At 39.4% G+C, this 24,886-nt stretch carries 26 protein-coding genes; 8 read left to right on the plus strand and 18 right to left on the minus strand.

What is annotated here, in order from left to right; genetic code table 11:
* Positions 1 to 13: 13 nt before the first annotated feature.
* The 10 genes from ACTU7M_RS09960 to ACTU7M_RS10005 form a co-directional block, all read right to left on the minus strand.
* A complete protein-coding gene (locus ACTU7M_RS09960; RefSeq protein ID WP_443474246.1) occupies positions 14 to 289 on the minus strand; it encodes a PTS sugar transporter subunit IIB in 276 nt (91 codons plus the stop codon).
* Positions 286 to 2,367, minus strand: coding sequence for a BglG family transcription antiterminator (locus tag ACTU7M_RS09965; RefSeq protein WP_443474247.1), 2,082 nt, complete (start codon positions 2,365 to 2,367; stop codon positions 286 to 288). Before ACTU7M_RS09965 ends, ACTU7M_RS09960 begins: the two co-directional genes overlap by 4 nt.
* 150 nt (positions 2,368 to 2,517) lie before the next feature.
* Positions 2,518 to 3,045 (minus strand): NYN domain-containing protein, encoded by a 528-nt coding sequence (locus tag ACTU7M_RS09970; RefSeq protein ID WP_443474248.1) that lies wholly within the window; start codon positions 3,043 to 3,045, stop codon positions 2,518 to 2,520.
* 21 nt (positions 3,046 to 3,066) lie between these two features.
* Positions 3,067 to 3,912 (minus strand): 23S rRNA (guanosine(2251)-2'-O)-methyltransferase RlmB, encoded by an 846-nt coding sequence (gene rlmB, locus ACTU7M_RS09975; RefSeq protein ID WP_443474249.1) that lies wholly within the window; start codon positions 3,910 to 3,912, stop codon positions 3,067 to 3,069.
* The gene (locus ACTU7M_RS09980; RefSeq protein ID WP_443474250.1) at positions 3,896 to 4,312 is read right to left on the minus strand and encodes a Mini-ribonuclease 3; all 417 of its coding nucleotides are present in this window, start codon (positions 4,310 to 4,312) and stop codon (positions 3,896 to 3,898) included. The genes rlmB and ACTU7M_RS09980 overlap by 17 nt, the downstream gene beginning before the upstream one ends.
* The gene (cysS, locus tag ACTU7M_RS09985; RefSeq protein WP_443474251.1) at positions 4,309 to 5,721 is read right to left on the minus strand and encodes a cysteine--tRNA ligase; all 1,413 of its coding nucleotides are present in this window, start codon (positions 5,719 to 5,721) and stop codon (positions 4,309 to 4,311) included. Before cysS ends, ACTU7M_RS09980 begins: the two co-directional genes overlap by 4 nt.
* 73 nt (positions 5,722 to 5,794) lie before the next feature.
* Positions 5,795 to 7,264 carry a glutamate--tRNA ligase gene (gene gltX, locus ACTU7M_RS09990; protein ID WP_443474252.1) on the minus strand — a complete coding sequence of 490 codons (1,470 nt, stop codon included), beginning with the start codon at positions 7,262 to 7,264 and terminating at the stop codon, positions 5,795 to 5,797.
* 25 nt (positions 7,265 to 7,289) lie between these two features.
* A complete protein-coding gene (locus ACTU7M_RS09995; RefSeq protein WP_443474253.1) occupies positions 7,290 to 8,390 on the minus strand; it encodes a PIN/TRAM domain-containing protein in 1,101 nt (366 codons plus the stop codon).
* A gap of 21 nt (positions 8,391 to 8,411) precedes the next feature.
* A complete protein-coding gene (radA, locus tag ACTU7M_RS10000) occupies positions 8,412 to 9,791 on the minus strand; it encodes a DNA repair protein RadA (RefSeq protein ID WP_443474254.1) in 1,380 nt (459 codons plus the stop codon).
* Between the two features lie 91 nt (positions 9,792 to 9,882).
* The gene (locus ACTU7M_RS10005) at positions 9,883 to 10,383 is read right to left on the minus strand and encodes a dUTP diphosphatase (RefSeq protein WP_443474255.1); all 501 of its coding nucleotides are present in this window, start codon (positions 10,381 to 10,383) and stop codon (positions 9,883 to 9,885) included.
* 215 nt (positions 10,384 to 10,598) lie between these two features.
* Between ACTU7M_RS10005 and ACTU7M_RS10010 the strand changes: the two genes are divergently transcribed.
* A complete protein-coding gene (locus ACTU7M_RS10010) occupies positions 10,599 to 11,708 on the plus strand; it encodes an ABC transporter ATP-binding protein (protein WP_443474256.1) in 1,110 nt (369 codons plus the stop codon).
* An 88-nt stretch (positions 11,709 to 11,796) separates the two neighbouring features.
* Here ACTU7M_RS10010 and ACTU7M_RS10015 read toward each other — a convergent pair whose 3' ends face one another.
* A complete protein-coding gene (locus ACTU7M_RS10015) occupies positions 11,797 to 13,293 on the minus strand; it encodes an alpha-amylase (RefSeq protein ID WP_443474257.1) in 1,497 nt (498 codons plus the stop codon).
* A 196-nt stretch (positions 13,294 to 13,489) separates the two neighbouring features.
* Here ACTU7M_RS10015 and ACTU7M_RS10020 point away from each other — a divergent pair, with 196 nt between their 5' ends.
* Together ACTU7M_RS10020 and ACTU7M_RS10025 are read left to right on the plus strand one after the other, a co-directional pair.
* The gene (locus ACTU7M_RS10020) at positions 13,490 to 14,503 is read left to right on the plus strand and encodes a ring-cleaving dioxygenase (RefSeq protein WP_443474258.1); all 1,014 of its coding nucleotides are present in this window, start codon (positions 13,490 to 13,492) and stop codon (positions 14,501 to 14,503) included.
* 139 nt (positions 14,504 to 14,642) lie between these two features.
* Positions 14,643 to 15,347: a DUF6612 family protein gene (locus tag ACTU7M_RS10025; RefSeq protein ID WP_443474259.1), complete on the plus strand. Its 705-nt coding sequence runs from the start codon at positions 14,643 to 14,645 to the stop codon at positions 15,345 to 15,347.
* A 44-nt stretch (positions 15,348 to 15,391) separates the two neighbouring features.
* Here the strand turns inward: ACTU7M_RS10025 and ACTU7M_RS10030 are convergent, their stop codons facing one another.
* The 3 genes from ACTU7M_RS10030 to ACTU7M_RS10040 form a co-directional block, all read right to left on the minus strand.
* Complete coding sequence (locus tag ACTU7M_RS10030) at positions 15,392 to 16,726, minus strand: M20 family metallopeptidase (protein ID WP_443474260.1); 1,335 nt, start codon at positions 16,724 to 16,726, stop codon at positions 15,392 to 15,394.
* Positions 16,727 to 17,407: 681 nt separating this feature from the next.
* On the minus strand, positions 17,408 to 17,881 hold the full coding sequence (locus tag ACTU7M_RS10035; protein ID WP_443474261.1) for a hypothetical protein: 474 nt from the start codon (positions 17,879 to 17,881) through the stop codon (positions 17,408 to 17,410).
* Between the two features lie 121 nt (positions 17,882 to 18,002).
* Positions 18,003 to 18,146, minus strand: a complete 144-nt coding sequence (locus tag ACTU7M_RS10040; RefSeq protein WP_443474262.1) for a hypothetical protein — start codon at positions 18,144 to 18,146, stop codon at positions 18,003 to 18,005.
* Between the two features lie 114 nt (positions 18,147 to 18,260).
* On the opposite strand from ACTU7M_RS10040, the gene ACTU7M_RS10045 reads away from it, so the two are divergent.
* Positions 18,261 to 19,145 (plus strand): helix-turn-helix domain-containing protein, encoded by an 885-nt coding sequence (locus ACTU7M_RS10045; RefSeq protein ID WP_443474263.1) that lies wholly within the window; start codon positions 18,261 to 18,263, stop codon positions 19,143 to 19,145.
* A 20-nt stretch (positions 19,146 to 19,165) separates the two neighbouring features.
* Here the strand turns inward: ACTU7M_RS10045 and ACTU7M_RS10050 are convergent, their stop codons facing one another.
* Positions 19,166 to 20,257, minus strand: coding sequence for a baeRF6 domain-containing protein (locus ACTU7M_RS10050; protein ID WP_443474264.1), 1,092 nt, complete (start codon positions 20,255 to 20,257; stop codon positions 19,166 to 19,168).
* Positions 20,258 to 20,576: 319 nt separating this feature from the next.
* Between ACTU7M_RS10050 and ACTU7M_RS10055 the strand changes: the two genes are divergently transcribed.
* The 4 genes from ACTU7M_RS10055 (at position 20,577) to ypfJ (ending at position 22,640) form a co-directional block, all read left to right on the plus strand.
* Entirely contained in the window at positions 20,577 to 20,939 is a 363-nt protein-coding gene (locus tag ACTU7M_RS10055; protein WP_443474265.1) for a hypothetical protein, read from the plus strand.
* 87 nt (positions 20,940 to 21,026) lie between these two features.
* Positions 21,027 to 21,458 carry a GNAT family N-acetyltransferase gene (locus ACTU7M_RS10060; RefSeq protein WP_443474266.1) on the plus strand — a complete coding sequence of 144 codons (432 nt, stop codon included), beginning with the start codon at positions 21,027 to 21,029 and terminating at the stop codon, positions 21,456 to 21,458.
* Positions 21,455 to 21,628 carry a hypothetical protein gene (locus ACTU7M_RS10065; protein ID WP_443474267.1) on the plus strand — a complete coding sequence of 58 codons (174 nt, stop codon included), beginning with the start codon at positions 21,455 to 21,457 and terminating at the stop codon, positions 21,626 to 21,628. Before ACTU7M_RS10060 ends, ACTU7M_RS10065 begins: the two co-directional genes overlap by 4 nt.
* Positions 21,629 to 21,788: 160 nt before the next feature.
* Positions 21,789 to 22,640, plus strand: coding sequence for a KPN_02809 family neutral zinc metallopeptidase (ypfJ, locus tag ACTU7M_RS10070; RefSeq protein WP_443474268.1), 852 nt, complete (start codon positions 21,789 to 21,791; stop codon positions 22,638 to 22,640).
* A 57-nt stretch (positions 22,641 to 22,697) separates the two neighbouring features.
* Here ypfJ and ACTU7M_RS10075 read toward each other — a convergent pair whose 3' ends face one another.
* Genes ACTU7M_RS10075 through ACTU7M_RS10085 form a run of 3 tightly spaced genes read right to left on the minus strand, consistent with a single transcriptional unit; the run spans position 22,698 to position 24,864 of the window.
* Positions 22,698 to 23,351 (minus strand): amino acid ABC transporter permease, encoded by a 654-nt coding sequence (locus tag ACTU7M_RS10075; RefSeq protein ID WP_443474269.1) that lies wholly within the window; start codon positions 23,349 to 23,351, stop codon positions 22,698 to 22,700.
* Positions 23,348 to 24,067 carry an amino acid ABC transporter permease gene (locus tag ACTU7M_RS10080; RefSeq protein ID WP_443474270.1) on the minus strand — a complete coding sequence of 240 codons (720 nt, stop codon included), beginning with the start codon at positions 24,065 to 24,067 and terminating at the stop codon, positions 23,348 to 23,350. The genes ACTU7M_RS10075 and ACTU7M_RS10080 overlap by 4 nt, the downstream gene beginning before the upstream one ends.
* Positions 24,064 to 24,864: a transporter substrate-binding domain-containing protein gene (locus ACTU7M_RS10085; RefSeq protein ID WP_443474271.1), complete on the minus strand. Its 801-nt coding sequence runs from the start codon at positions 24,862 to 24,864 to the stop codon at positions 24,064 to 24,066. The genes ACTU7M_RS10080 and ACTU7M_RS10085 overlap by 4 nt, the downstream gene beginning before the upstream one ends.
* Positions 24,865 to 24,886 lie beyond the last annotated feature (22 nt).

A 24,886-nucleotide genomic window follows, 5' to 3' on the forward strand; every position in this document is an offset into this window, starting at 1 on the left:
CCCCTCCACAATCCTAAATTTCTTGTAAGAACATTAATAATTTTTCTTTTATTTCTACTTTATCCATTAAATTATTTATTCCAATTACATAAGGGACTTTTCCTTCCATTTCTTGTTTCAAATCATTCATAGTGATTAATAGATCCCCATTAAAATGACTCACTGCATCAATGGAATCATGTTGTACTTTAATCGGAAACTTGTTTTCTTTGATTACCTGATTTACCTTAATTTTCAACATCATACTTGAACCCATTCCTGTCCTACAGGCAATTAACGCTTGTTTCATAATATTTCCTCCTTCTCTTTCTCAAAATTTTTAATATATTTGTATACCGATTTTGAATCAGTAGCTGATTCTAACATTTCATAAAACCCTTCTAATTCAAGTAATTCTATCAATTCGGACATTGCTGTCAAATGACTGGAATTATCTTGGGCGGCTAGACAAAATACATACTTTACTGGATCATTTTCTTCATTCCCAAAGACAACTGGATTTTTTAAAGTACTTATACTGATGGCAGTTTCGACTACACCGTCCTCAGCTCTAGCATGAGGCATTGCTACATGTTTTGAAATAACAATGTATGGGCCGTACTCTTCTGCGGTATGAATCATTGCATCTATATATTGCTCCTTAACTTTCTTCTCTGTCACAAGCGATGCACCACATAGTTTAATTGTTTCTCGCCAGTTCCCAGCTTGGACATTGAGACTAATAAGTTTTTCGCTTGTCAAATCGCTTAGCATTGCTTCACTTCTTTTCTTTTTGTAGTGATTGTTTAATTTACTACTTAATTCGAAATATAAAGACTCTCTATTATTAATAGTTGAATATTTTTCGATAATCTCTATTAACTCATCTAAATTAATAAATTCGCTCACTTCAGATTTAAAGTGATTATTAAAATTTTTTACTAAATTATTTTTCTCAGAGTAATTCATGATGGGACTTACAACAAAGCAAGGATGCCCGTTTATCCTATTTTGATTGATTGGAGTAGTTGAAAAATATAAATCAACCTCAGTGTTTACTGTTTCTACATCCGTTGTTTCTATAGTTTCGATGAAACGGACATAAGGAAATAATGCTCTTAATTCTTCAGTTAATATTTTTGATGTTCCAATTCCATTTGGACATACCACTGCTGCAATGAGTTGTTTATTTTTAAAACTATGATTATCCCTATTCGCAATAACCAACGTTGCAAAATACATTGTCATCAAGCTTATTTCATCTTTTGAAAACTTTTGACTAAAAGTATTAGAGAGTGGTTTGATACTTTCTTCAACAAAAGAATAAACTAAAGGATATTCTTCAATAATTTTTTCTGCAAGAGCATTTATTGTCGGAAGCCTAAATAATAACCTGTAATATGATGATCTAAAATGGCTATAGAAATCTGCAACAAACTTTTCTTCCCTGTCCAGTTTGATTCCTGAAATAGATGTAAATTTAAAAGTTATACCTTTCACTAATTCTAGTATTGCTTCTCTATCACAAGTCTCTTCATAATAATTCCCTTCTGATTGTCCCAAAATCCATGCAGTTACATAGTTTCTTTCAAAATCGGAATCTAGAGAAAATGAATTTAATAATTCTTGTGACAACTCAAACTCTTTCATTAAATAAAAAATAGAGAACTCTTTAGATTGTTGTAAGGTATTTCCATTCTTGATTCTAAAAAACAGTAAAATCAGCCCATATATAAATTCTTCTCTTTTAGCTTCAGTAAAGTACATATTATATTTTTCTAGTAGATGATTAATAAATCTGTAGTGATTAGTAAACTCAATTTGTTTTTCTTTAGCTAATAATGATAGGATCGTTAGGAACGATTTTTTATTTTCGAGAAGATTTATTAAGCTTTTTAGAGCTAAATATCTAATATCTATTTCATTACCGCTTAAGTAATAACCTACCTCCTTATTATTTTTAATTTGGACATCTAATACTGAGATTTCTTTACCTTTTTCTTGGATATCTGTCCAACCTGTAGTAGAGCTAATCTTCACAAGATTTGAGTAATGAAATAATGATATGTAGTCATTTTTTAAAAAAAGAAAAAGATAGAGTAAATGCTGCCGTTCTTCTTTACCAAGATGATAGTTTCTTTTGTTTTCTTCGTTACTCTCCACTAAATACCTTTGAATGTGATTTCTAGACTCTGCAGAAATCAGATAACCTTTCCGAGGAACTTTTATGACTTCATCTATTCCTTGACTATTTAACCAATCATTTAATTTTGATATACTGTACTCTACTTGTCTTCTAGACAATTCAAGTTGCTCTATCAAATAATTCATACTGACAATGTCTTGAGTAATTAAAATTCTCATTAATAATATTAATCTTTCTTCCAAGGTTTGGGCCTCCTTATAATTAGATTATTACAATATTTAAGCGCTTTCAATTAAAGTTCATATCAATTTGTGTGATTGTTAGTGACAAAAAAAGAAAGCGCATTCAAAAAAAGAGTCTTTATTTAAAATAAAAGAGCCTTATGTAGGCTCTTAATTCGATAATTTATTTCTTAAAAATTCCAATTCCTGCAACTGCTCATCCGTCAAACTCCCGCGCTTTCTGCGACCATGTCCTTGGACCTTATGATATTCAGATTCTTTATCACGAGCACGTTTGGAGCGTTGGAGTTCGAGCATCAAATCGAGAGCCGACATACGGTTGGCACCTTTATTGAAGACGAGTTGCTGTTCAGCTAAATCACTGGTCGCAACGGTTACTTCTGTCAGGACATTTTTTAGTTTGTCGACGATGCCTTCGATATAGGTATCGGCCGTTTCACCTTGACCGGTGAAGACGACTTTTACTTTATATTTCGTATATTCTTTCGTGATACCGGGTACGAATTGGGCATCGAACACGACCCAAATCTCAATGTTTTCAAATGCTTGGTAATTTGACAAGATTTGTAGGAGTCGGTCCCGTGCTTCATCGATGAGGTCACGGTTCTTCAAGCTTACCAGTTCTGGCCAAGCGCCAATCATATTGTACCCATCCACAACCAGTATTTCCTTTTTCACCGCAACCTCACCTCCTAATCATTATTCAAAATTTCGTTTACGGTACACTTCATACATCATCAGTCCCGCAGCCACGCTCGCATTCAAGCTTTGGACGTGACCTTTCATCGGAATCGTCAATAAACCATCTGCCGTATCTTTCAATAAACGTGAAACACCTTTTCCTTCATTACCGATAACGACTGCGACTGGCAGGTTCGCATCCCATTTTTCAAAAGATTGCCCCTTCATATCGGTTGCGTAAATCCAGACGCCTCGTTCCTTCAACTCTTCAATCGTACGGGCCAAGTTTGTCACACGTACGACCGGAACGTGTTCAATTGCTCCGGTTGATGTCTTCGCAACGGTACCGGTTAAGCCAACCGCGCGACGTTTGGGAATAATAACCCCATGTACGCCGCTCGCATCTGCGGTACGAAGAATGGAACCGAGGTTATGTGGATCTTCAATCCCATCTAAAATGACAAAGAATGGATCCTCACCCTTTTCTTTAGCCACTTCAAACAAATCATCCAGTGTTGCGTATTGGAATGCTGCAGTGGCCAGCATGACGCCCTGATGGACACCATTATCGGATAACAAATCCAACTTTGTTTTAGGTACAATCGAAATCTGGATGTGGCGTTCTTTAGCCAGCTCCAGGATTTCCCCGATTTTCTCGCCACCAATACCTTCTTGCAAGAACAATTTGTTGATGTCACGCTCGGATTGCAGCGTTTCATAAACAGCGTGCTTTCCGATGACGAAATCATCCTGTTGTTCCGGACGGTCGTTTGTTTTTTGTTCTGGTTTACGATCGGGTTTCCGTTTGGAATCCCGGCCTTTATTCGTAAAATCTCTTTTTGGTTTTCTATTTTTTTGATTCATCTTGTTTGTCCTCCACTTGCTGGATACACCAACGAACGAGCTCTTCCAATCGCGTCACTTGCTTTGTTAAATGCAGGTAACCGAATAGTGCTTCAAATCCTGTTGAAATGCGATAGGTTGTAACATCTGCATTTTTAGCAATCGTATGACTTTTGGCATTACGACCGCGTTTATACATGTCGATTTCTTCTTCCGATAAAAAATCGGGTTGGTCAAGCATCGCATACATCAAAGCCGCTTGTGCTTTTGCTGATACATAATGCGTGGCGCGACGGTGAAGGTCATTCGGCTTGGTCCAGCCTTTATGAAGAAGATGGTCTCGAATGTAAACTTCGTAAGCGGCATCGCCAACATAAGCGAGAGCCAGACCGTTTAACAATTGCCAGTTCTTATCACTCATGCGCGTCTCCACCTTGTCCCTTGCGGCGTATCATCCAAAATAATGCCTTGATCCTTCAAGTAATCGCGAATTTCATCACTGCGGGCAAAATTCTTGTCTTTTCGCGCTTGGGTGCGTTCATCGATCAAAGCTTGAATATCATCATCCAACATCGCTTCCGCTTGTAATTTAATGCCGAATACCATCATGATCTGTTCCAACAATACCAAAGTTTGATCCAAGACAGCCTTGGAAACTTCTGGACGTTCTGAATAAACGTTCAACTCTTTAACAAACTGGTAGATAACCGTCATCGCATTGTCAGCCTGGAAGTCATCGTCCATCTCTTCAACGAAACGCGCTTCTAATTCCATAAAAACTGCCACATCCGCTTGGTCACTTGGCAACCTATCAGCCGCGTTGTCCATTCGATATTGTGCATTTTTATAAGCCACACGGATTTTATCCAGGTTGATGCGCGCTTCTTCCAATGCCCGCTCACTGAACTTAATGGGGCGGCGATAGTGGGAAGAAGCCAATAGGAAACGTAATACCTGTGCGTCAACCGTTTGAAGCATGTCGTGGACCAGCACGAAGTTCCCCAGGGACTTACTCATCTTTTCTTCCGATTCGCCAATTGTCACAAAGCCGTTATGCATCCAGTAGTGCGCAAAAGGATGGCCGGTTTTCGCTTCACTTTGAGCGATTTCGTTTTCGTGATGCGGGAAAGTCAAATCATGTCCGCCCCCATGAATATCGATTGTGTCACCCAAATATTTTGTTGCCATTACCGAGCACTCAATATGCCAACCGGGACGACCCGCGCCCCAAGGTGAATCCCAAGAAATCTCTTCCGGCTTCGCTTGTTTCCACAAGGCAAAATCAAGTGGACTTTCTTTCTTCAAGTTCTCTTCTTCCTGGATACGCTCGCTTGCGCCTATACGTAAATCCTTGATGGATTGGTCGCTCAATTGCCCATAATGCTCAAATTTTTCCGTCCGGTAGTAGACATCCCCTTGGGATTCATAAGCATAACCTTTTTCGATTAACACTTCGATAAACGCAATGATTTCAGGGATGTTATCCATAACGCGCGGATGAACCGTTGCTTCTTTTACTTCCAACGCCCGTGTGTCTTCCGTGAAGGCAGCGATAAATTTTTCCGCCACTTCCACCGGAGTCACTTTCATTTCTTTAGCAGTCCGGATGATTTTATCATCAACGTCGGTGAAATTGGAAACATAGTTAACATCGTATCCACGGTATTCGAAATAACGGCGGATTGTATCAAACGCCACTGTACTACGTGAATTACCGATGTGGATATAGTTGTAGACAGTCGGCCCACAGACATACATCTTCACCTTTCCTGGTTCCAGTGGTTTAAATGTTTCCTTTGTCCGAGTCAATGTATTGTATATTTTCATCATCCGTCGCTCCTTTCATTTTTCCTCTATTAATAGCAAGATGGACTCTTCCGAGAAAGAGTCCTCTTGATCATTTTTATAAACTTGCAAGTACTGTATCTAAATGGTTCAAACTTTTCTCGCGGCCCAATACTTCGATTGTTTTACCGAGCTCTGGCCCGTGCATTTCCCCACTGATAGCTACACGAATCGGCATGAATAGGTTTTTACCTTTAACGCCGGTTTCTTTTTGGACTTCTTTGATCGCCGCTTTGATTTCAGCTTCTTCAAATGGTTCAATTGCAGCTAATTTTTCTTTAAAGGCATTCAATACTGTTGGAACTGTTTCTGAAGCCAGTACTTCTTTTTCTGTCTCATCCAGTTCCAAAGTTTCGGCAAAGAACAGCTCTGAAAGTTCAACGATTTCTGCCGCATAACTCATTTGATCATGATATAAGGAAACCAATTTTTTAACCCATTGTTTGGTTTCTTCATCAGGATTTTCAGAAATTTTCCCAGCTGCAGCCAAATGTTTCGCTGCCAAAGGAACAATTGTATCCAATTCCGTTTCTTTCATGTAGGTGTTGTTAACCCACTCCAGTTTTTTCGCGTCAAACGCTGCTGGTGATTTACTTAAACGAGCTGGATCAAACATCTTGATCAATTCTTCGCGGCTGAAGATTTCTTCTTCACCAACTGGCGACCAACCCAACAACGTAATGAAGTTGAACATTGCTTCTGGTAAGTAGCCTAAATCTTTATACTGTTCGATAAATTGAAGAATTGCTTCATCACGCTTGCTTAATTTCTTGCCTGTTTCGCTGTTGATGATCAAAGTCATATGTCCAAATTCTGGATATGCCCATTCAAAAGCCTCGTAAATCATCATTTGTTTAGGTGTGTTGGCAATGTGATCATCACCACGAAGAACGTGCGTGATTCCCATCAAATAGTCATCCACGACAACGGCAAAGTTATATGTTGGGAAGCCATCGCGTTTGCGGATAATAAAATCCCCACCTACACTGCTTGCTTCAAAATTGATTTCGCCTTTTACGATATCGTTGAATGTGTATGAATTTTCTTTCGGTACACGGAAACGAATGGTTGGTACAATGCCTTGTGCTTCTTTTTCAGCTTGTTCTGCTGGTGACAGATGCGCACAACGACCACCGTAATGTGGCATTTCACCACGCGCACGTTGTTGTTCACGTTCTTCTTCCAACTCTTCCTCTGTACAGTAGCATTGGTAAGCGCGATTAGATAGAAGTAGTTGATCAATATAGCTATCGTAAATATCTTTTCGTTCTGATTGACGATATGGTCCGTATTCGCCTGGCTTGTCTGGACCTTCATCCCAATCCACGCCTAACCATGTCAAGTTCTCTAACTGGCTTTCTTCCCCACGTTCAATATTCCGTTTTTGGTCAGTATCCTCGATTCGGATTATAAATTCACCATCATTGTGACGTGCGAATAAATAGTTGAAGAGGGCTGTACGTGCGTTTCCAATATGCAAATGCCCTGTTGGACTTGGTGCGTACCGTACTCGAATTTTTTTAGCCATTATTCATTCTCCTTTTTGTGTATGCCTAATTACCTTTTATACCTTTTTGAGAGTGGACGGGTTTTGCAAAAATCATCCGTCCTGCTGCTGTTTGTAATGCGCTTGTCACTACAACATCAAGCGTTTTATTCATATGGTACTGTCCGTCTTCTACAACGATCATCGTACCATCATCCAAATAAGCAACACCTTGGTTGCGCTCAGTACCTGCTTTAATAACTGTTACACGCATGTTTTCGCCTGGAATCACCACAGGTTTAACGGCGTTTGCCAATTCATTGATGTTCAATACCGGAACGTTCTGGAACTCACTGACTTTGTTCAAATTGTAATCATTCGTTACCACAACGCCGTCAATTAATTTAGCTAAACGAATCAATTTGCTGTCTACTTCGGCAATTTCTTCAAATTCTCCTTCGTAGCTTTCAACTTGCATCACTTCTTCTTTTTGCAAACTGTTCAAAATATCCAAACCACGACGTCCCCGAACGCGTTTCAAGCTATCCGATGAATCAGCAATGTATTGCAATTCACGTAAAACAAAGTTCGGAATGACCAAAACGCCCTCCAAAAAGCCGGTCTTTGCAATTTCATAAATACGTCCATCAATAATAACACTTGTATCCAAGATTTTGTACTTGCGGAAACTGGAATCGGCTTTGCGGTCCAACAGTTGGCCCTCTTCCGGACGTTTTTTTGGTGCAAATAATTTCCGGAATTCGTCGATTCGCGTTGTTCCAACATAAAAACCTAAATAGGCAAAGCCAAACGATAGTAACGAAGGCATGATATTGCTGATAACGGGAATATTCCAGGCCGCTAAAGGAATTCCGATTAACCAAGCCAACACCAATCCTATAATAATACCCAAAGCACCAAATAACAGAAAAGTTGCCGATTGTTTACTGAAGTAGTTTTCAACTTTCTTGAAAGCACGGACAATCCAACTCGCCAACGCTAAAGATAATAAAAAGAATATAAGTGCACCAATACCAAAGTTGACGAACACATTATTAAAAGGAGAATTTGTAAGATTCAATACATCCCATAAATAAGGCATTGCTGTGAGTCCTACACTCCCTCCAACAAAAGTAAATACAATTGAAATAATTCGCTTCATTTTCATGCTATTCCTCCTCTCTTTCTTTTATCTGCGATTTGGAAAGACTTTGCGTAACGTTTCCGAAACCGTTGCAACGCCAATAAGTTCAATTCCTTTTGGATGGTCCCATCCCGACATATTGTTCTTGGGTAAATACACCCGTTTAAATCCTAATTTTTCAGCTTCATGGACACGTTGCTCCACCCGGTTCACCCTCCGGACTTCACCGGTCAAACCGATTTCACCGATAAAACATTCCGTTGCTGCCGTTTCAGTGTCATAATAGCTGGAGGCGACACTGACTGCTATTGCCAAATCGATAGCGGGTTCATCCAGACGGACCCCACCGGTAGATTTGAAATAGGCATCCTGATTTTGCAGCAATAGACCAGCCCGCTTTTCCAAAACTGCCAAGATTAACGAAACGCGGTTATAGTCCAAACCACTTGATGTCCGGCGTGCATTTCCAAAAGCCGTTGGTGTAATCAAACATTGGATTTCCGCCAGAATGGGACGCGTGCCCTCCATGGAAGCAACCACAGCCGAACCTGATGCACCGGCCAGTCTTTCTTCCAGGAACATTTCTGATGGATTGGAAACTTCCCGTAAGCCACCTTGTGCCATCTCAAAAACGCCAATTTCATTGGTCGAACCAAACCGGTTTTTCACAGCCCGCAAAATCCGGAATGTATGGTGGCGGTCACCTTCGAAATATAAAACCGTGTCTACCATATGTTCCAGCATACGGGGTCCAGCGATATTCCCTTCCTTGGTCACGTGACCAACGATAAAAATGGAGATATTATTTGTTTTTGCAATTCGCATAAAGGCTTGGGTCGATTCCCGCACTTGCGAGACACTACCAGCCGTACTGTCATTATCCGCTTTAATCATGGTCTGGATCGAGTCGATGATAACAAGTTTTGGCTTCAAACGTTCAATGGTCTGTGCGATTGCATCAATGTCCGTTTCGGGATAAATATAAAAATCAGACCCTTTAACACCTAGACGTTCGGCACGCAATTTGATTTGACTGGCACTTTCTTCACCAGAAACATAGAGAACGGGAATGTTTTTATTGTTTATTTGTGCTGAAACTTGAAGCAGGAGTGTCGATTTACCAATCCCTGGATCTCCACCTATCAAAATAAGTGATCCTGGCACAATACCGCCACCCAAGACATGGTTAACTTCCTCCATATCGGTTGGAATGCGTGGAACATCTTCTATCTTAATATTCTGGATAGAAACAGCCTCAGCTGTCTGACCTGAAAAATTGACTCGAGGCTGGTGTTTTTCAGAAGCCGCGATTTCCTTTTCTTCTTCCATTTGATTCCATGCGCCACAATTCGGACATTTGCCCAACCATTTCGGTGACTCATACCCGCATGCTTGGCAGACATATTTAATCCTTTTTTTTGCCATTCATTAAACTCCTTCAATAATACGATGGATATAACGCTATTTTAGCATATAACTCACCAACTCAAGTAGTAGACAACCATATAATTTGGAATTAATGTGCGTCTGAAGAACCAAATCCGCCTTTACGGCTGTTTTTTGACACTTCTTCATTATCCACCTTCAGAAATTTCAAAAAGATGCCTTGACCGATACGGTCCCCTTTTTTTATAACCTTATCCCGCAAACCAAAATTCAATAATTGAAAGAAAATCTCGCCTTCGTTATCTTCGTTCCCGTAATAATCCGCGTCCACAATACCGACACCATTCGGCAGTATCAAAAAATGTTTGATAGGATTGCTGGAACGGTTCGTAAGTTGTAGATATTCATCGTCTTCCATATAAGCCTTGATTCCTGTTGGGACTAATACCGGTGTAATGCCTTTAATAGGAGCATTACGATCATGTTTGAAGAACGTATTCCAGATGGATGGCAAAACGGTATCTTCTGCTGCCTCAAAATCATATCCCGCAGAATGAACGGTTGCCCGTTTTGGTAATTGTAAACCTTGACCTTCATATTTAGAAACAATTTCAAACCCTCTTGTACGCATTTAATCTCCCTTTCCAACCTGTATATTAGTACGATTTTACCATATATCGTCTAATAAAACCTTGAAAGTTCTCCATTTCCCACTTTTGAAAAGGCTTTCGTCAATGTGCACAAAAAAACGCTTCCACATTCAGGCATTTTGACTTGGCTTAATAATCCGCTTTCATTTAAGATTGTAAATATAAACAAAACATTCAACAAAGGCGGGATTAAATTATGGTAGAAATCCAATTAAATGAGATTCATAAAAAATATGATAATGCAGAAAATTATTCTGTTACAGACTTTAACTTACATATCCAAGATCGCGAATTTATCGTGTTTGTTGGTCCATCCGGTTGTGGTAAATCAACAACGCTTCGTATGATTGCGGGATTGGAAGATATCACAGAAGGTGAATTGAAGATCGGCGAAACAGTCATGAACGATGTAGCACCTAAAGACCGTGACATCGCAATGGTTTTCCAAAACTATGCTTTATACCCACATATGACCGTGTTTGATAACATGGCTTTCGGTCTGAAATTACGTAAATACAAAAAAGAAGAAATCAAACAACGGGTTGACAACGCAGCAGAAATCCTTGGTTTGACGGAATATCTAGATCGTAAACCAGCGGCTCTTTCTGGGGGACAACGTCAGCGGGTTGCGCTGGGTCGTGCGATTGTGCGTGACGCTAAAGTCTTCTTGATGGATGAACCTTTGTCAAACCTGGATGCGAAATTGCGGGTTGCGATGCGTGCGGAAATTGCGAAATTACACCGCCGCTTGAATACAACTACCATTTACGTAACGCATGACCAAACAGAGGCAATGACCATGGCGGACCGAATCGTTATTATGAAAGACGGTTTCGTTCAACAAATCGGCTCTCCAAAAGAAGTTTACGATACACCAGTAAACTTATTCGTAGCTGGTTTTATCGGATCGCCAGCGATGAACTTCTTCAATGTTACATTGAATGATGGCGTCATTTCTGATGGTAAAGGTTTGGAACTAACGATTCCGGCTGGTAAACGTAAAGTCTTGGAACAAAAAGGTTACAACAACAAACAAGTTATTTTTGGTATCCGTCCAGAGGATATTCAATCCGAACAAGTTGTAATCGACGCAAATCCTGGATCGACTGTGCGTGCACAAGTAAACGTTTCTGAACTACTAGGTGCAGAAACAATGCTTTACTCACAAGTTGGTGACACTGAGTTCATCTCCCGTGTAGACGCACGTGACTACCATGAACCAGGTTCTATAATTGAATTGGCATTTAACATGAATAAGATTCATTTCTTTGATAAAGAATCTGAAAATGTCATTACAATTCCTTAATCTACTATCCCTATTTTCTTAATGATATACCATCCTCCACCAGAAAAAGGCGATCCTAACGGATCGCCTTTTTCTAATGTTATGGGAATTATTCTTTATTTTCATGAAACGCTTCTTCAGGCGTAATGCCATCTTGAACCCAAACGGATACAGAACCACCATTTACCAAGAAAGTTGCATTTCCTTCCTCATCTATTACGATTTTTTCTTCGCGATTGCCGGAATAGTCTGCAAAAGTAACACCCGCATATTGTTCTCCAACATGCATCACTTTTTCACCATCATCGCCATTTGACATCAAAACCGCCATGCCATACGGATGCTCTGCGTCCCCTTCACGGGTCCAGCCAATACAATTAGGGTGATCGAAATAATCGTTTTGTGTTCCATAGGCATGATTGCGGCGTAGATATAGTAAAGCATCCAGATAAGCATCGGCCTTTCCTTCAATCGGATTCTCGCCCTGAATGCCATAATAATCACCATAGAACAAACATGGGAAACCTTCTGCCCTTAATAAAATAAAACTATACGCCAGCGGTTTGAACCAGTCATCAACGAAAGATTCCAACGCTTGTCCGGGTTGAGAATCATGATTATCCACAAACGTCACCGAGTGCGTTGGATTTTTAGCAACCAAGGCGTCTTTTAATAAGTTCCGTAAATCATAATCTCTTCCTTGTTTAGAAGCCGTATGGAAACTATAGTGAAGTGCAACATCAAATAAATCCAGCGTAAAATCTGTATCTTCAAGATAATCTTGAATTGATTCATAATCAGATTTCCAATACTCCCCTACTATAAAGAAATCGGGTCTGTCGTTTTTACGCACGGTATTAACGAAGTTTTTTACAAAATTATAGTTAATGTGTTTAATGGCATCCAAACGGAAACCATCCACACCCGTTTCATTGATATACCAATCAGCCCATTTCAAAACTTCCTTGACGACTTCCTCATTTTCATAGTCGATATCTGCAAACATCAAATAATCATAGTTACCAAATTCATTATCGACCGTATCGTCGTCACTCCAACCCTTTTCAAACCCTTTGATCATATAAATTGCTTCTTTATCATTTTCGGCATTAAAATCTGTTCCAGAAAAATGGCGCCAATTCCATTTGAAATCGGAATATTTTCCCCCACGACCTTCAAAGTTGAACTGCGTCCAACCTTCAATTTCATAAGGTTCACCTAATTTCTCTTGGCGATTATCCGGGTTTACCTCGTAGGCCATAAAACGTTCTTTTCCATCTGCTCCGGCTTTGTGATTCAATACCACATCAGCGTAAACAAAAAGACCTTGTTCATGTAAAGCATCGATAGCTGCTTGATATTCTTCTTTCGTGCCATATTTAGTTCGCACTGTACCTTTTTGATCGAATTCACCCAAGTCATAGAGGTCATAGATTCCATACCCTACATCGGCCTGCCCGGTTGCTTTATAAGCAGGTGGAAGCCAGACTGCGGTCACGCCTAATTCTTTTAGATGCTTAGCATCCTCTTTCAGGTTCTTCCACAGCTGTCCATCATTTGGCAATTCCCATTCAAAGTATTGCATCATCAATCCATTTTCAACCATGTTCATGCACCTTCTTCAGATTTAATAATTGCGTCCTGGTTTTTAAACCAGTTACTTTATTATAACCACTCTGTTGAAAAATTGCGATTTTAAGCACTATCTCGGATTCGAATAAAAATAATTGCAATTAATTCGAATTCGAGATATACTTTGATTGTCGATAGAAAACAAGAGAAAAGAGAGGGATTACTTAATTATGACTAAACTTTTACCACTTACTGGAATTCACCATATAACTGCCATTACAAGTTCTGCCGAAAAGAATTATGATTTTTTCACGAATGTATTGGGCATGCGCCTTGTTAAGAAAACTGTTAACCAAGATGATATTCAAACTTATCATCTCTTCTTTGCCGATGACCGCGGAAATGCTGGAACAGATATTACCTTCTTTGATTTCCCAAACATCCCAAAAGCACAACGTGGAAACAACGAAATACATCGTTCTGGTTTACGTGTACCTAACGACCGGGCTTTGGAGTATTGGATGAAACGATTTGATCACTTTAATGTGAAACATTCCGGTATCACTGAACAATTTGGCGTTAAAGTAATCAACTTTGAAGATTTCGATGGCCAACAAATGCAATTGATTTCCGATGAGAATGATAAAGGCGTTGCACCAGGTACCGCTTGGATTAATGGGCCTGTGCCAACAGAATTCGGTATCCATGGGCTCGGAACAACTTTGATCCGGGTTGCAGAATTTGAATTCTTGAAACAAGTACTGGAAATGGTATTGATGTTCCGCGAAACAAAAACAGAAGGCAACCTGCATTACTTTGAAACCGGTGAAGGTGGAAATGGTGCTTCCATCATTATTGAACACAATACTGTCTTGGGTCGTGCCCAGCAAGGATATGGTTCTGTTCATCATATCGCTTTCCGTGTGAAAGACCGCGAGCAATTGGATAAATGGATTGATCGCTTACAAGGTTACCAATTCCCGACATCCGGGTATGTGGATCGCTTCTACTTTGAGTCCCTTTATTCTCCAGTAGCAAACGGTATCTTGTTCGAGTTCGCAACAGATGAACCCGGCTTTATCGATGATGAAGAATCATACGAAATATTGGGAGAAACATTGGCATTACCTCCTAAATTCCGCGATCACCGTGAGCAAATTGAAAAATTGGTTCGCCAATTCGATACCGTCCGCAGTACTAAAAAGTTCGAGAAAGAATATTTTGGTTTCGAAAAAGAAGCTTAAAACGAGATAAACCAGATTAATCCGCACTCATTTCGGTGATTGCGGATTTCTTTATAATTTTCTTGAAAAAAAGGCTTTCAAAAGTGTTCAATATTCTGTAGAATAATATAGAAGAATGTTGAAAAGCGAGGTAAGCGATTTGAGTATTAGACGTTTGTTATTTGTTATCGTACCAGCAGCAGTCACACTATCAGCTTGTCAACGCGCCCTTGCGACAGATATTCAATCTGAAACAGCTTTGACTGCTTCCCAGGATTTTGAAAACTACCACCAAGTCATTTCCGTTGAAACAGAAACCTTAACAAAAGAAAATACTATTGAAAGTACATATGCTATTACTGAAGCAACCATTTTCCCTGAAGAAAATCTTGCTTATGGTCAAAGAGTAAACAAAGGAACAAACCTCGAAGCCTATAAGACATCGATTTATGCTTCAGATGAAGGGGCTTATCAGAAAAAGAATAATGATACATGGGTCGCTTCTGCCACACCGGATCCTTTATTCTCAAGTATTTCCGTCTACCCTTATGAGACATTTGTTAATTTAGTTACTCTTTTTGAAAGCAAAGGGACAGTAGCTGAAACAGACAAAGAGTATATCATCACTTACTCTGGCTATGATGAAGCATTGAACCGCGAGCTTTCCGATTTGGTTCAACAATTCCCTGTAACGGGAACGAAGTATGATGTCACCATTACCTTGGACAAAAAAACGGACTATATTACTTCAGTCCAAATGCAATCTGAAACGGCCTCAACGACTGGAAAAAGTACGACTAATCAAAATCTGTCAGCACATTTTTCCAAATATAATTTAAATGAGCCTCGCAGCAGGACCGAATAAAAAAATACGACATTCCGCCCGATTAAAGGGGAATGTCGTATTTTCTATTTTTCACACGTTAAACGATACAATGCTTCCGCATAAATATCCATCGCTTGGTAGAGATCAGCCAAGGCCATGCGTTCGTTCGGTCCATGCAGAGTGGCCTCTGCATGCGGTAGTTGTGCTCCGAATGCGACACAATTATCCATTGTACGGGCAAATGTTGCTCCACCTGACACTAGTGCCTCACTCATATCTCCCGTTTTTTCTTGATAGACAGCCATCAAATTCTTCACCAACGGATGGTCTAATGGTACGTAAAGAGGAGCAATATAATCGTACTCTTCATAAACCAGGTCTGCTTTTTCTGCAGCTGTCTGGAGTTTTTTCACGATAAAATCTTTTTCAATGGTAACAGGGTAACGGATATCAATTCCCAGTACCGTTTCATTGCCCTCAATTGTTAGTGTTGCAGCATTCAAGGTCAAAATACCGGATGCTTCGTCCTGGACTTCCCCAAAGATTGATAAACCACGTGCATCCTCTTGGATAACATCACGCAAGAACGCCAATACTTTGTTATTGTCATTTGCTCCAATTGCTTTCGCTAAACGCACAATCGCGTTGATGCCTTCAGGGGCATTTTTACTGTGGACGGATTTACCTTTTACATTAACGGTTTCGCCATTACGTTCGTAAGCATATCCCAAACGGTCCAATTCAGCTGCAATTGCATCGGCCCACTCCCCTGTATAAGCTGCATCTTCCGGAACCACGTTCATGGCGCCCCCAGCTTTCAGTGTATAATTTGAATTTTCTTGGCTACGCATCTTAACTTGCAATAAGCCTTTTTCCGCAAAAGTTACTGGGAAAGTTGAATCTGGTGCAAATCCCATGGTAGCTTTTTCTTCGAGCTCATTATAACGTGCCAAACAACGCCAGAGGTTTTCTTCATCCACACCAAAAATAAAACGAATGCGTTTATTAAAAATTTCGCCAGCATCCATCAAGGCTTTGGCTGCGTAAAGAGCCGCTATCGTTGGACCTTTATCATCCTCTGTTCCACGTGAAACGATAAAGCCATCTTTAATGACGGGTTCAAATGGTTGAGTTTCCCATAATTCCAGATTTCCAGGTGGTACAACGTCCAAGTGACACAATACTGCAAATAGTTCTTCGCCTTCACCGACTTCTGCATAGCCATAGTAGCCTTCGGGATCGATATAAGTACGAAATCCTAAGCTTTCAGTGATTTCCAACGTTTTCTCCAAAACAGCCTGGATATCTTTCCCAAATGGCGTCTCATCATCCTCTTGTAGGTAGGAAGGATAAGATAGAATCGTCTTTAAGGATTCTACGGCTTCTGTCTGATGCTTTTCTAAAATAAATTGTTTCATAATGAGCCTCCTTTATTTATAGATATTTTACCACTGCTCTTTTAGATAATACAGTTTCACTTCTTGCCCTTGTCTTTCCATTCTTCCATAATGCTACCCATTTTAGACCAACTCCAGGCAAATACGACTAATCCTAAGATTGCAAAAAACCACTGAGTCATTTTGTTTCCTCCTTTGATTCGTATCCCGATGGATTAATTGGACCACCCCAGGCACCAAAGATTCCAATAGCTATCAACAACAATATCCAAAGAAACCTCTTAATGTTAAGGATACCACAAAGGAAACGCTACCTAAAATACGAACACAAAAAATAGCACACCACTAAAAAATGGTCGTGCTAATTGTTAGGTCTGTTATTTATGGCCGTTATCTTTCCCTCTAATATCAAAGTTAATGATTTCAATAGCAGATAATAAGAAGAACATAAAAAAGACGATTCCCGAAGCATTGCTCGTCAGAAATGAAAAATCCTCTGAATATAGAAAGCTGCCTTGGAAAAACTGATTATTCAAAAGTATGATGACGATTCCAATCCAACCAACGAAAAAAGAAAAGGGTTTTTCTTTTATTTTTTTTGTAAATATTTCATTTCTATCCAGTCCTTATCTTTAATTATTAAAAAAGACTAGGCAAGCCTAGTCTCCCTTACCTTATCCAACGTACTTTATGTATTTCTCTCTATTTGTTTTCCAGTAATCCAGATATGTCCTCAAGTTTTTCCAAAGATTCGAACATATTTGCCAGTTCGCGATAAACCTTTGATAAGACTAAAAAGCATTCCGATGAATAATCATCTGGATAAGAGTCTGTTTTCCACGAGAAACGAAGTGACGTATTTAAACTAGTAGCTGTTCGTGCAATCTGATTAAATTCTTCCATATAACAGAAGAGTGTGCGTCTCCCAACAGCTGACAAAACACTCAAATCTTCCATTGTCGCTTCGAAAAATAAAATTGCTTCATAAACCTGGCAGCGGAAGGTGATGCTGACGCGGTTATAGTAACCATTCTTTATCAGTTCGCGGAGTTTGCTATTGGTATTTTTAATCGTACTCTCTAAACTGTCCTGGATTTCTTTGGTCAGGGTTGGTAATAGTTCAACCGGGTCTTGGTCACTTGCAAATTCTTTGTCTTCTAGATACTCAGCACTCATTTTACATCCCTCCTTTGCGACTTTTGTTTTCGTGGACTTTCAGTTACAATACCTTTTAAGAACTTCAATCTAAACTTATGCCATTTTTCGTTTAGCAGAAATTAGGAAGTGAATGAATTATTTATTCACCACCGATTAACCAAACGTCTCCTAATGATTGTGTCGTAGTGACAGGACTTTTGCTTAATAACAACGGGGAAGTGAACAAAGTAAATACTGCGATAAAAGCGACCAAACGTTTGCCTTTTTTAACCAGATTCTTCATTATTTCTTCCTCCCTTACGGGTATTGGACTAATTGGCTTTATTATATAACAGAAGTTTCTTTTTCTAACCAAATAGTCAAATACGACTATTTCTTAAAAAGGAGTAGGATTTATGTGGTTAAATCTACAGATCAAACCAGAAAAACAGGTGAAATTTTAAAAAAAATCCGCCAAAATAAAAAATACACACAACAGTTTGTCACGGAAGGTATTATTTCACAGTCTGCTTATTCTAAATTAGAGCGCGGTGTTATCGACCTGACTTATAATAAATTTGTGAAAATATTAAGTCGACTTGATGTCAGTGAATATGAATTCCAAATGTTATTGGATGAGGAACCTGATCCACGGGATGCATTAATTGAGGAATTTTTCTTAATAAACTATAACGATGCAGCCGCCCTCACTACCATCCACCAAGAAGTTAATCACTATTTATTAGATAAACAGGATTATATTATCGAGGATATCTCTTATATTTGTGAGGCTCTTATCCTTATTTCCAAGAAACGCGACTATGAACAGGCTTCTATCTTTGCCAACAAAGTCTGGAAACGACTAGAGAAGTTTGATCGTTGGTATATGATGGAAATTCGGTTAATCAATGCTATTCTGTTCATCTTTCCTACGGAGACAGCCTTGAATATTTCCGAACGGATTGTCCAACAGTTAAAAGACTATCAAACCCGGGAAAGTCGCGTTTTAGCGGATAATATCCAAACCAACCTAACATTATTACTTATTCGTAGCGGGAATTATTCATTAGCTTTAGAAAATTTGGAAGAATTAATCATACGATTCAAACAAAAAAATAATTATCGTTTATTGGCTATTGTCTACATTCGCAAAGGTATTGCTTTGCGGTTATTACATGACGCTTCCTGGGAGGAAGACACAAAAAAAGGCCTCAAAATGCTGGACGCATTTGAAGACGATAACTTAAAAAAGGCACTTACTACAGAAATAGAACATTATAAACCAAAAAATTCTGCCAACTAGTGGCAGAATTTTTTATTTTATTAATAGCGTAGAATCGCTGCTACGTCCTTTAGTCCCGGCATTTGAGAACGATTTAACACATATACTTTCCCATTTGTACGGGTCACATTTAGTGCTAATTGGTTGAAGAAGTTTTCGTTTCCTTCATAACCCAGTTGTCCTTCATCATCGATCGTACCCGTTACTTTTGAATCTTTTTCAAGGAATAGGACTTCGATTCGACCTTCCAGGCTTGCCGTTGTTAAATCTTGGTATTGGTCTCCCAACTTGTATTGGGGGGTGGTTTCTTCATACCGTCTTATAATTTCACTATGGCGGTTCCGTAATACATTCGCAATTAATTCCCCAACTTCTTTCTTGATATCATTATCTGTCAATGAGGTTGGTGAACTTTCAATTCGCTCATCACGCAAGCACCCATTTTTTGATAGGTTACGGAAGACCGCTTGATTTTCCGTTAAAGCAAACAATATTAATGGCGTTTGATTTGGATTACTGAAATTTTCCATTACATACTTATCAACGACACGGAAATAATTTTCTTGGTCAATTTCAAGTTCATTATTTTTATCGTTCACACCATGAATGTTACCTGCGCCACCACCAACATTTAATTGTTTTCCACGTGTTAATTCGTCACCTAGTGCAATGGTAAGTGTTGTTGGAGCATCTGCTGGTAATTCAATTCTTTCTATCGAATCCAATCTACCGGCATATAACTTCATTTCACGGTTGGTTAAACATAAAAGATGGTAATTTTCGATATATTGGAAATCTTCAATCAGGGGTAAAATGTTCGGTCTTTCCCCGTATGAAACAAAATCCTGCAATTTGGAACTCACTTCATAGAAGAACGTTTGGTTAGGTGTGATAAAAAATGCGACACCACTCCGGCCTGCTGCCCAAAATTGTTTATCATTGGGAATGTCTTCCAATTGTTTACGAAGTTTATCATCGTTAACTTGATCTAGCGCTTTTCTAATAAGATTTTTGAATTTAATCTGTTCAGCATCCATGGCTAATTGCGTGGGATCCGCAGATTGGTATATTGTAACGAACGGGCCTTCTGCGCTCAAGAGCTCTTGGTCTGGAAATTTGTTTAACTGTTTCATGTGATTTCCTCCTTCGTTTGGCACACTATTAGTACGCTTAAGGAGCACATTAAGAAAGCGCTCCCTCATACTTGTATTGTAGCAAAAACAAGACTTTTGTAAAACAATAGCCTTTGTAATATTTCGATTTAATTTTGAGAATGAATTACCCAAAAACGTACATTCCCGAGATATTATTACATTAATATTAAATTTCATAAAAAACAGTTAAAAAACTGTACTTTCTTTTTGAAAGCCATTATACTAACTGCATACGTTTTGAAAGCGTTTCATAAGTTGTAGTTATAGCTATTATAAGTTAATAAAGGTGGTGAAAAAAATGGAGAAGAATCAGTTACTATTTCCTGAATTAGCACGGGCGGTAAAGTATAAAATCCCAATAGGCGAAAATTTATTCCTACGTCAATGCGCCTCAGGTATAAATCTTTTCCATCTGCCGACTTCATACCGCTATCCTACTGGAAATATCGCCGGCTACTTCGTCTGCTTGAATTGGAATGATAAGTATATTGTTTTGGAAAAAGAACGCAAAGAAAAAAATGAATATTTTATTATTGACCGTCAAATAGAAAATGTTAAAGGTCCTTATTTCTGGAAGGAATATGAAGATAAATGCAGAGAACTGAATTTAGACTTACCATTAATTCCGGTTTCAGAATTGGATTGGGTCATCAATTTTTAAACTTTAATGAGGAAACAACGCTGAGCAGATGCTCAGCGTTGTTTTTTGCTATAATATATAAAACTACTAAGATTGTGAGGATGCGACATGTGGAATACTAAATCATTTGATGCGTTAACTGTTTATGAACTCCATTCAATTTATTATCTGCGGACCCAAGTATTTGTGGTGGAGCAAGCATGTGCTTATCAAGAAGTTGATGAGCTGGATCTACAGTCCATTCATCTTTTTGACAAGGATATACATGCCTATGCCCGTATTATACCGGATGAAGATGTTGTTCATATTGGCCGTGTGGTTGTGCATCCAGAATTTCGAAAAAAAGGGTTAAGCCGAAAATTAATGACTGAAGCCATTCGTTTTTGCCAATCATCTTACCCTGGCAAAAATATCCATGTGCAAGCTCAAGCCTATTTACAAAAGTTCTATGCTTCCCTGGGCTTTGAACCAGTTTCTGAGGTTTATTTAGAAGATAACATTCCACATCTAGACATGATCAAGAAGGAGGAAAAGAATTGACGAAATATACATTAGCCATCTTGATTTCTTTAATCAGCCTTGGAATCAATTTATGGATCATTAAACAACAACGGGCAGGTATTACCATCAACCCAGAGAAAAAACAAAATTTGGAACGTTTGTCTTATGCTTTCATAATAGCAGCAGTATTGGTGTTATCTTTTGGTTAATAAAATGAAATAGGAAAGATACTGGGAAAAGGCGTCCCAGTATCTTTCCTATTTTTATATGCATATTTCAAGGCTAAGATATGTGGCATATCATTAGGTATTTTCAGTGTAGCTTTGATAAACTTAAATCAAAATGGGGAAACAGATTGGAGGAGAAAAAATGAGATGGAAAGGCAGAAAATCAAGTTCCAACGTTGAAGACCGTCGTGGCATGAGTGGTGGAATGATCGGTGGTGGAATCGGTGGTATTGGTTTGATTTTTTATCTAATCTTTACGTTACTGGGCGGGGATCCTTCAATCATTACAGACAATAATAATGCGAATGCACCAGGCCAGAACAATTCGTATACAGGAACGGCTCAGGAAGAGGAACTAGCAGATTTCGTGGGGGTTGTTTTAGCGGATACAGAAGTTGTGTGGAACCAAGTTTTTACCGAGTATGGTGCTGAATATGAAGAACCAACTTTGGTACTTTTTTCCGACAGTGTGCAATCTGCTTGTGGGGTCGCCGGGTCTTCTACAGGACCTTTCTATTGTCCTGGGGATCAGAATTTATATATTGATTTGAGCTTCTATGATGAATTGTCAAAAAAATTCCAGGCTCCAGGAGATTTTGCCATGGCTTATGTAGTGGCTCATGAAGTGGGCCATCATGTACAGACCTTGCTCGGAGTATCGCAACAAGTGCAAGAATTGCGTGGACAAATGAGTGAGAAAGAGTTTAACTACTACTTAAAACGAATGGAACTCCAGGCTGATTACTACGCGGGTGTTTGGGCACATCATGTACAAGATTTTGATTACTTGGAAGAAGGAGACATTGAAGAAGCGATGAACGCAGCTTCGGCAGTCGGCGATGACCGAATTCAAAAAGCCGCACAGGGATATGTTGTGCCTGATAGCTTTACGCACGGCACATCTGAGCAACGGACGCGCTGGTTTCTTAAAGGTTTTCAAACAGGCGATTTAGAAAATGGCGATACTTTTAAAGTAAGTGACCAAGATTTATGACAAAAAAGCGTTAGTACACAGGAGTGTGCTAACGCTTTTTGATTGTCTGAAAGTCGGTCATGCCGATTCTTTATTATGCCAATAGCGAACCAACAAGGACAATGAGAAACATACTGTAAAATAAGTAAGTCCTAAAAATCCATATAATAAAAATACTTCTACTGACTGGGTAGCGCGACCCAGTACGACCTGTCCACTTCGCGTTAGTTCCATAATACCCAACCCTGCTAAAAAAGACGTGTCTTTTACGGTCGTTATAACTTGGGACAAAAGCGACGGAACAATGCGTCTAAAGGCTTGCGGCAAAATGATATAAATGAGTGTCTGAATAAAAGAAAAACCTTGTGAATAAGCCGCTTCAAATTGGCCTTTTTCTAGCGCGTTTAATCCTCCTCGTACAATTTCGGCAATAACGGCCGATGTATACAGGAACAAAGCGAATGAGCCTTTTACTGTGACCGTGCTCCCTGGAATCAAGAAGGCGCACCCTAGCATCCACAACAACAAAGGCGTATTTCGAAAAATTTCGATATAAGCACTGGAAAGTCTACTAAGAACTTTCACTTTGTATTGACGCAACAAGCCCAGGATAGTTCCAAAAATAATTGAACCCATAATCACAGAAATGGAAATGAGAAACGTGAGCTTCAATCCATCCATCAAAAAGCCTAGGTTATCCGGAGAAAATACACGTTGGATGGCTTCAATCATTCAATCACCTCCGGTAAACTGATTGGTGTGACAGTAACTATATCTTTATTTTTCAATTTTTCTTCATACATTTTAGCAAACACTGCCAACGGATAGCATAAAGAAAAGTATAAGAGACCGGCTACTAAATAGGCAGGTCCATAGTTCAAGCTTGATGAAGCATATGAATCTGCCGAATACATCAAATCAGCTCCGGCTATAATGGCTAATACCGACGTATTCTTGATCAGGTTAACCGCCTGATTGGCAAGCGGTGGTAAGATAATTTTAACCGTCTGTGGCAAAATGATGTAGCGCATGGTTTGGATGTAGTCAAATCCTTGTGAATAGGCAGCTTCCGTTTGACCTTTAGGAATAGCAGTGATGCCCGCACGGACCACTTCACCGATATAAGCACCATGGTAAAAGCCTACCCCTACCACACCAATTGTAAATTCAGACATAACGAGGCCAGCCATCGCCAGCCCGTTATACATAAAAAATATCAAAATGACTAAAGGAATATTTTGGAAAAATTCGACATAAATACGAGCGAATACTTTAAGGAAACGATTTTTTGAAGTTGAAAATAAACCTATCATAACCCCGATTGCCAAGGCCAATACAAGAGCCAAGGCAGCTATCAGTATCGTCCTGAAGAACCCTCCTATAAATTGTTCACTATTTTCAAAGAGGGCCTCAAAGCGCCAAAATGCAAATGGATTTGAGCTTCTCATTCACTCAAGCCCCATTCCTCGACCATTGCATCGATTGTACCATCTTCCAACCAGCCAGAAATTAAACCATCCAAGTATTCAGCTAATTCTGTATTCGTTTTCTTTGTAACGGCACCATAGTCCTGTGTGCCAAAACGATCAGGCAAAATAGTAGTTGAATCATCAACATAACCATTTAGTATGGAACGGTCCACACTGAAAGCATCGATTCGATTTGAATCCAAAGCTGCTTTAATTTCTGGGTAAGTAGCATACTCCGAATACTTTAAAGAAATACCATATGGTTCTGCTTCCGTATCAATCAGGCCAGAAGTTGTCGCACTTTGTGCTACCCCAATGGTCGCCCCATCCATATCCGCCAGGCTTTCATAACCTTTATCCTTTTTAACCAGGATTCCAACAGCATCTTGGAAATAAGGCTCAGTAAAGTTATAGGTTTCTTTTCGTTCATCCGTAATTGTGAAAGTTGAGATCAACATATCGACTTCGCCATTGTCCACGAGAGGGCCACGTGTTTTTGCTGTAACGGGCGTAAAATCCACTGCTTCTGGGTCACCCAGAATTTCTTCCGCAACCTTCTTGGCCAAATCAATTTCGAAGCCTTCGATTTCATTGGTGCTTGTATTACGTAACCCAAAGTTCGGAACATCTTCTTTTACCCCAACACGTAAAACGCCCGCTTCCTTGATAGAATCAACGGTGGTTTGACTAGAAGAATCCGCCGTCGTTTCTCCGGAACAAGCTGCTAAGGTAAACGTTGTTAATAATAGTAGACCTTTCAATAAATGCTTTTTCATAATATTTCCTCCTTGGATAGCT

The organism is Jeotgalibaca sp. A122 (assembly GCF_052266715.1).
In the GTDB taxonomy this organism is placed as follows: Bacteria; Bacillota; Bacilli; order Lactobacillales; family Aerococcaceae; genus Jeotgalibaca.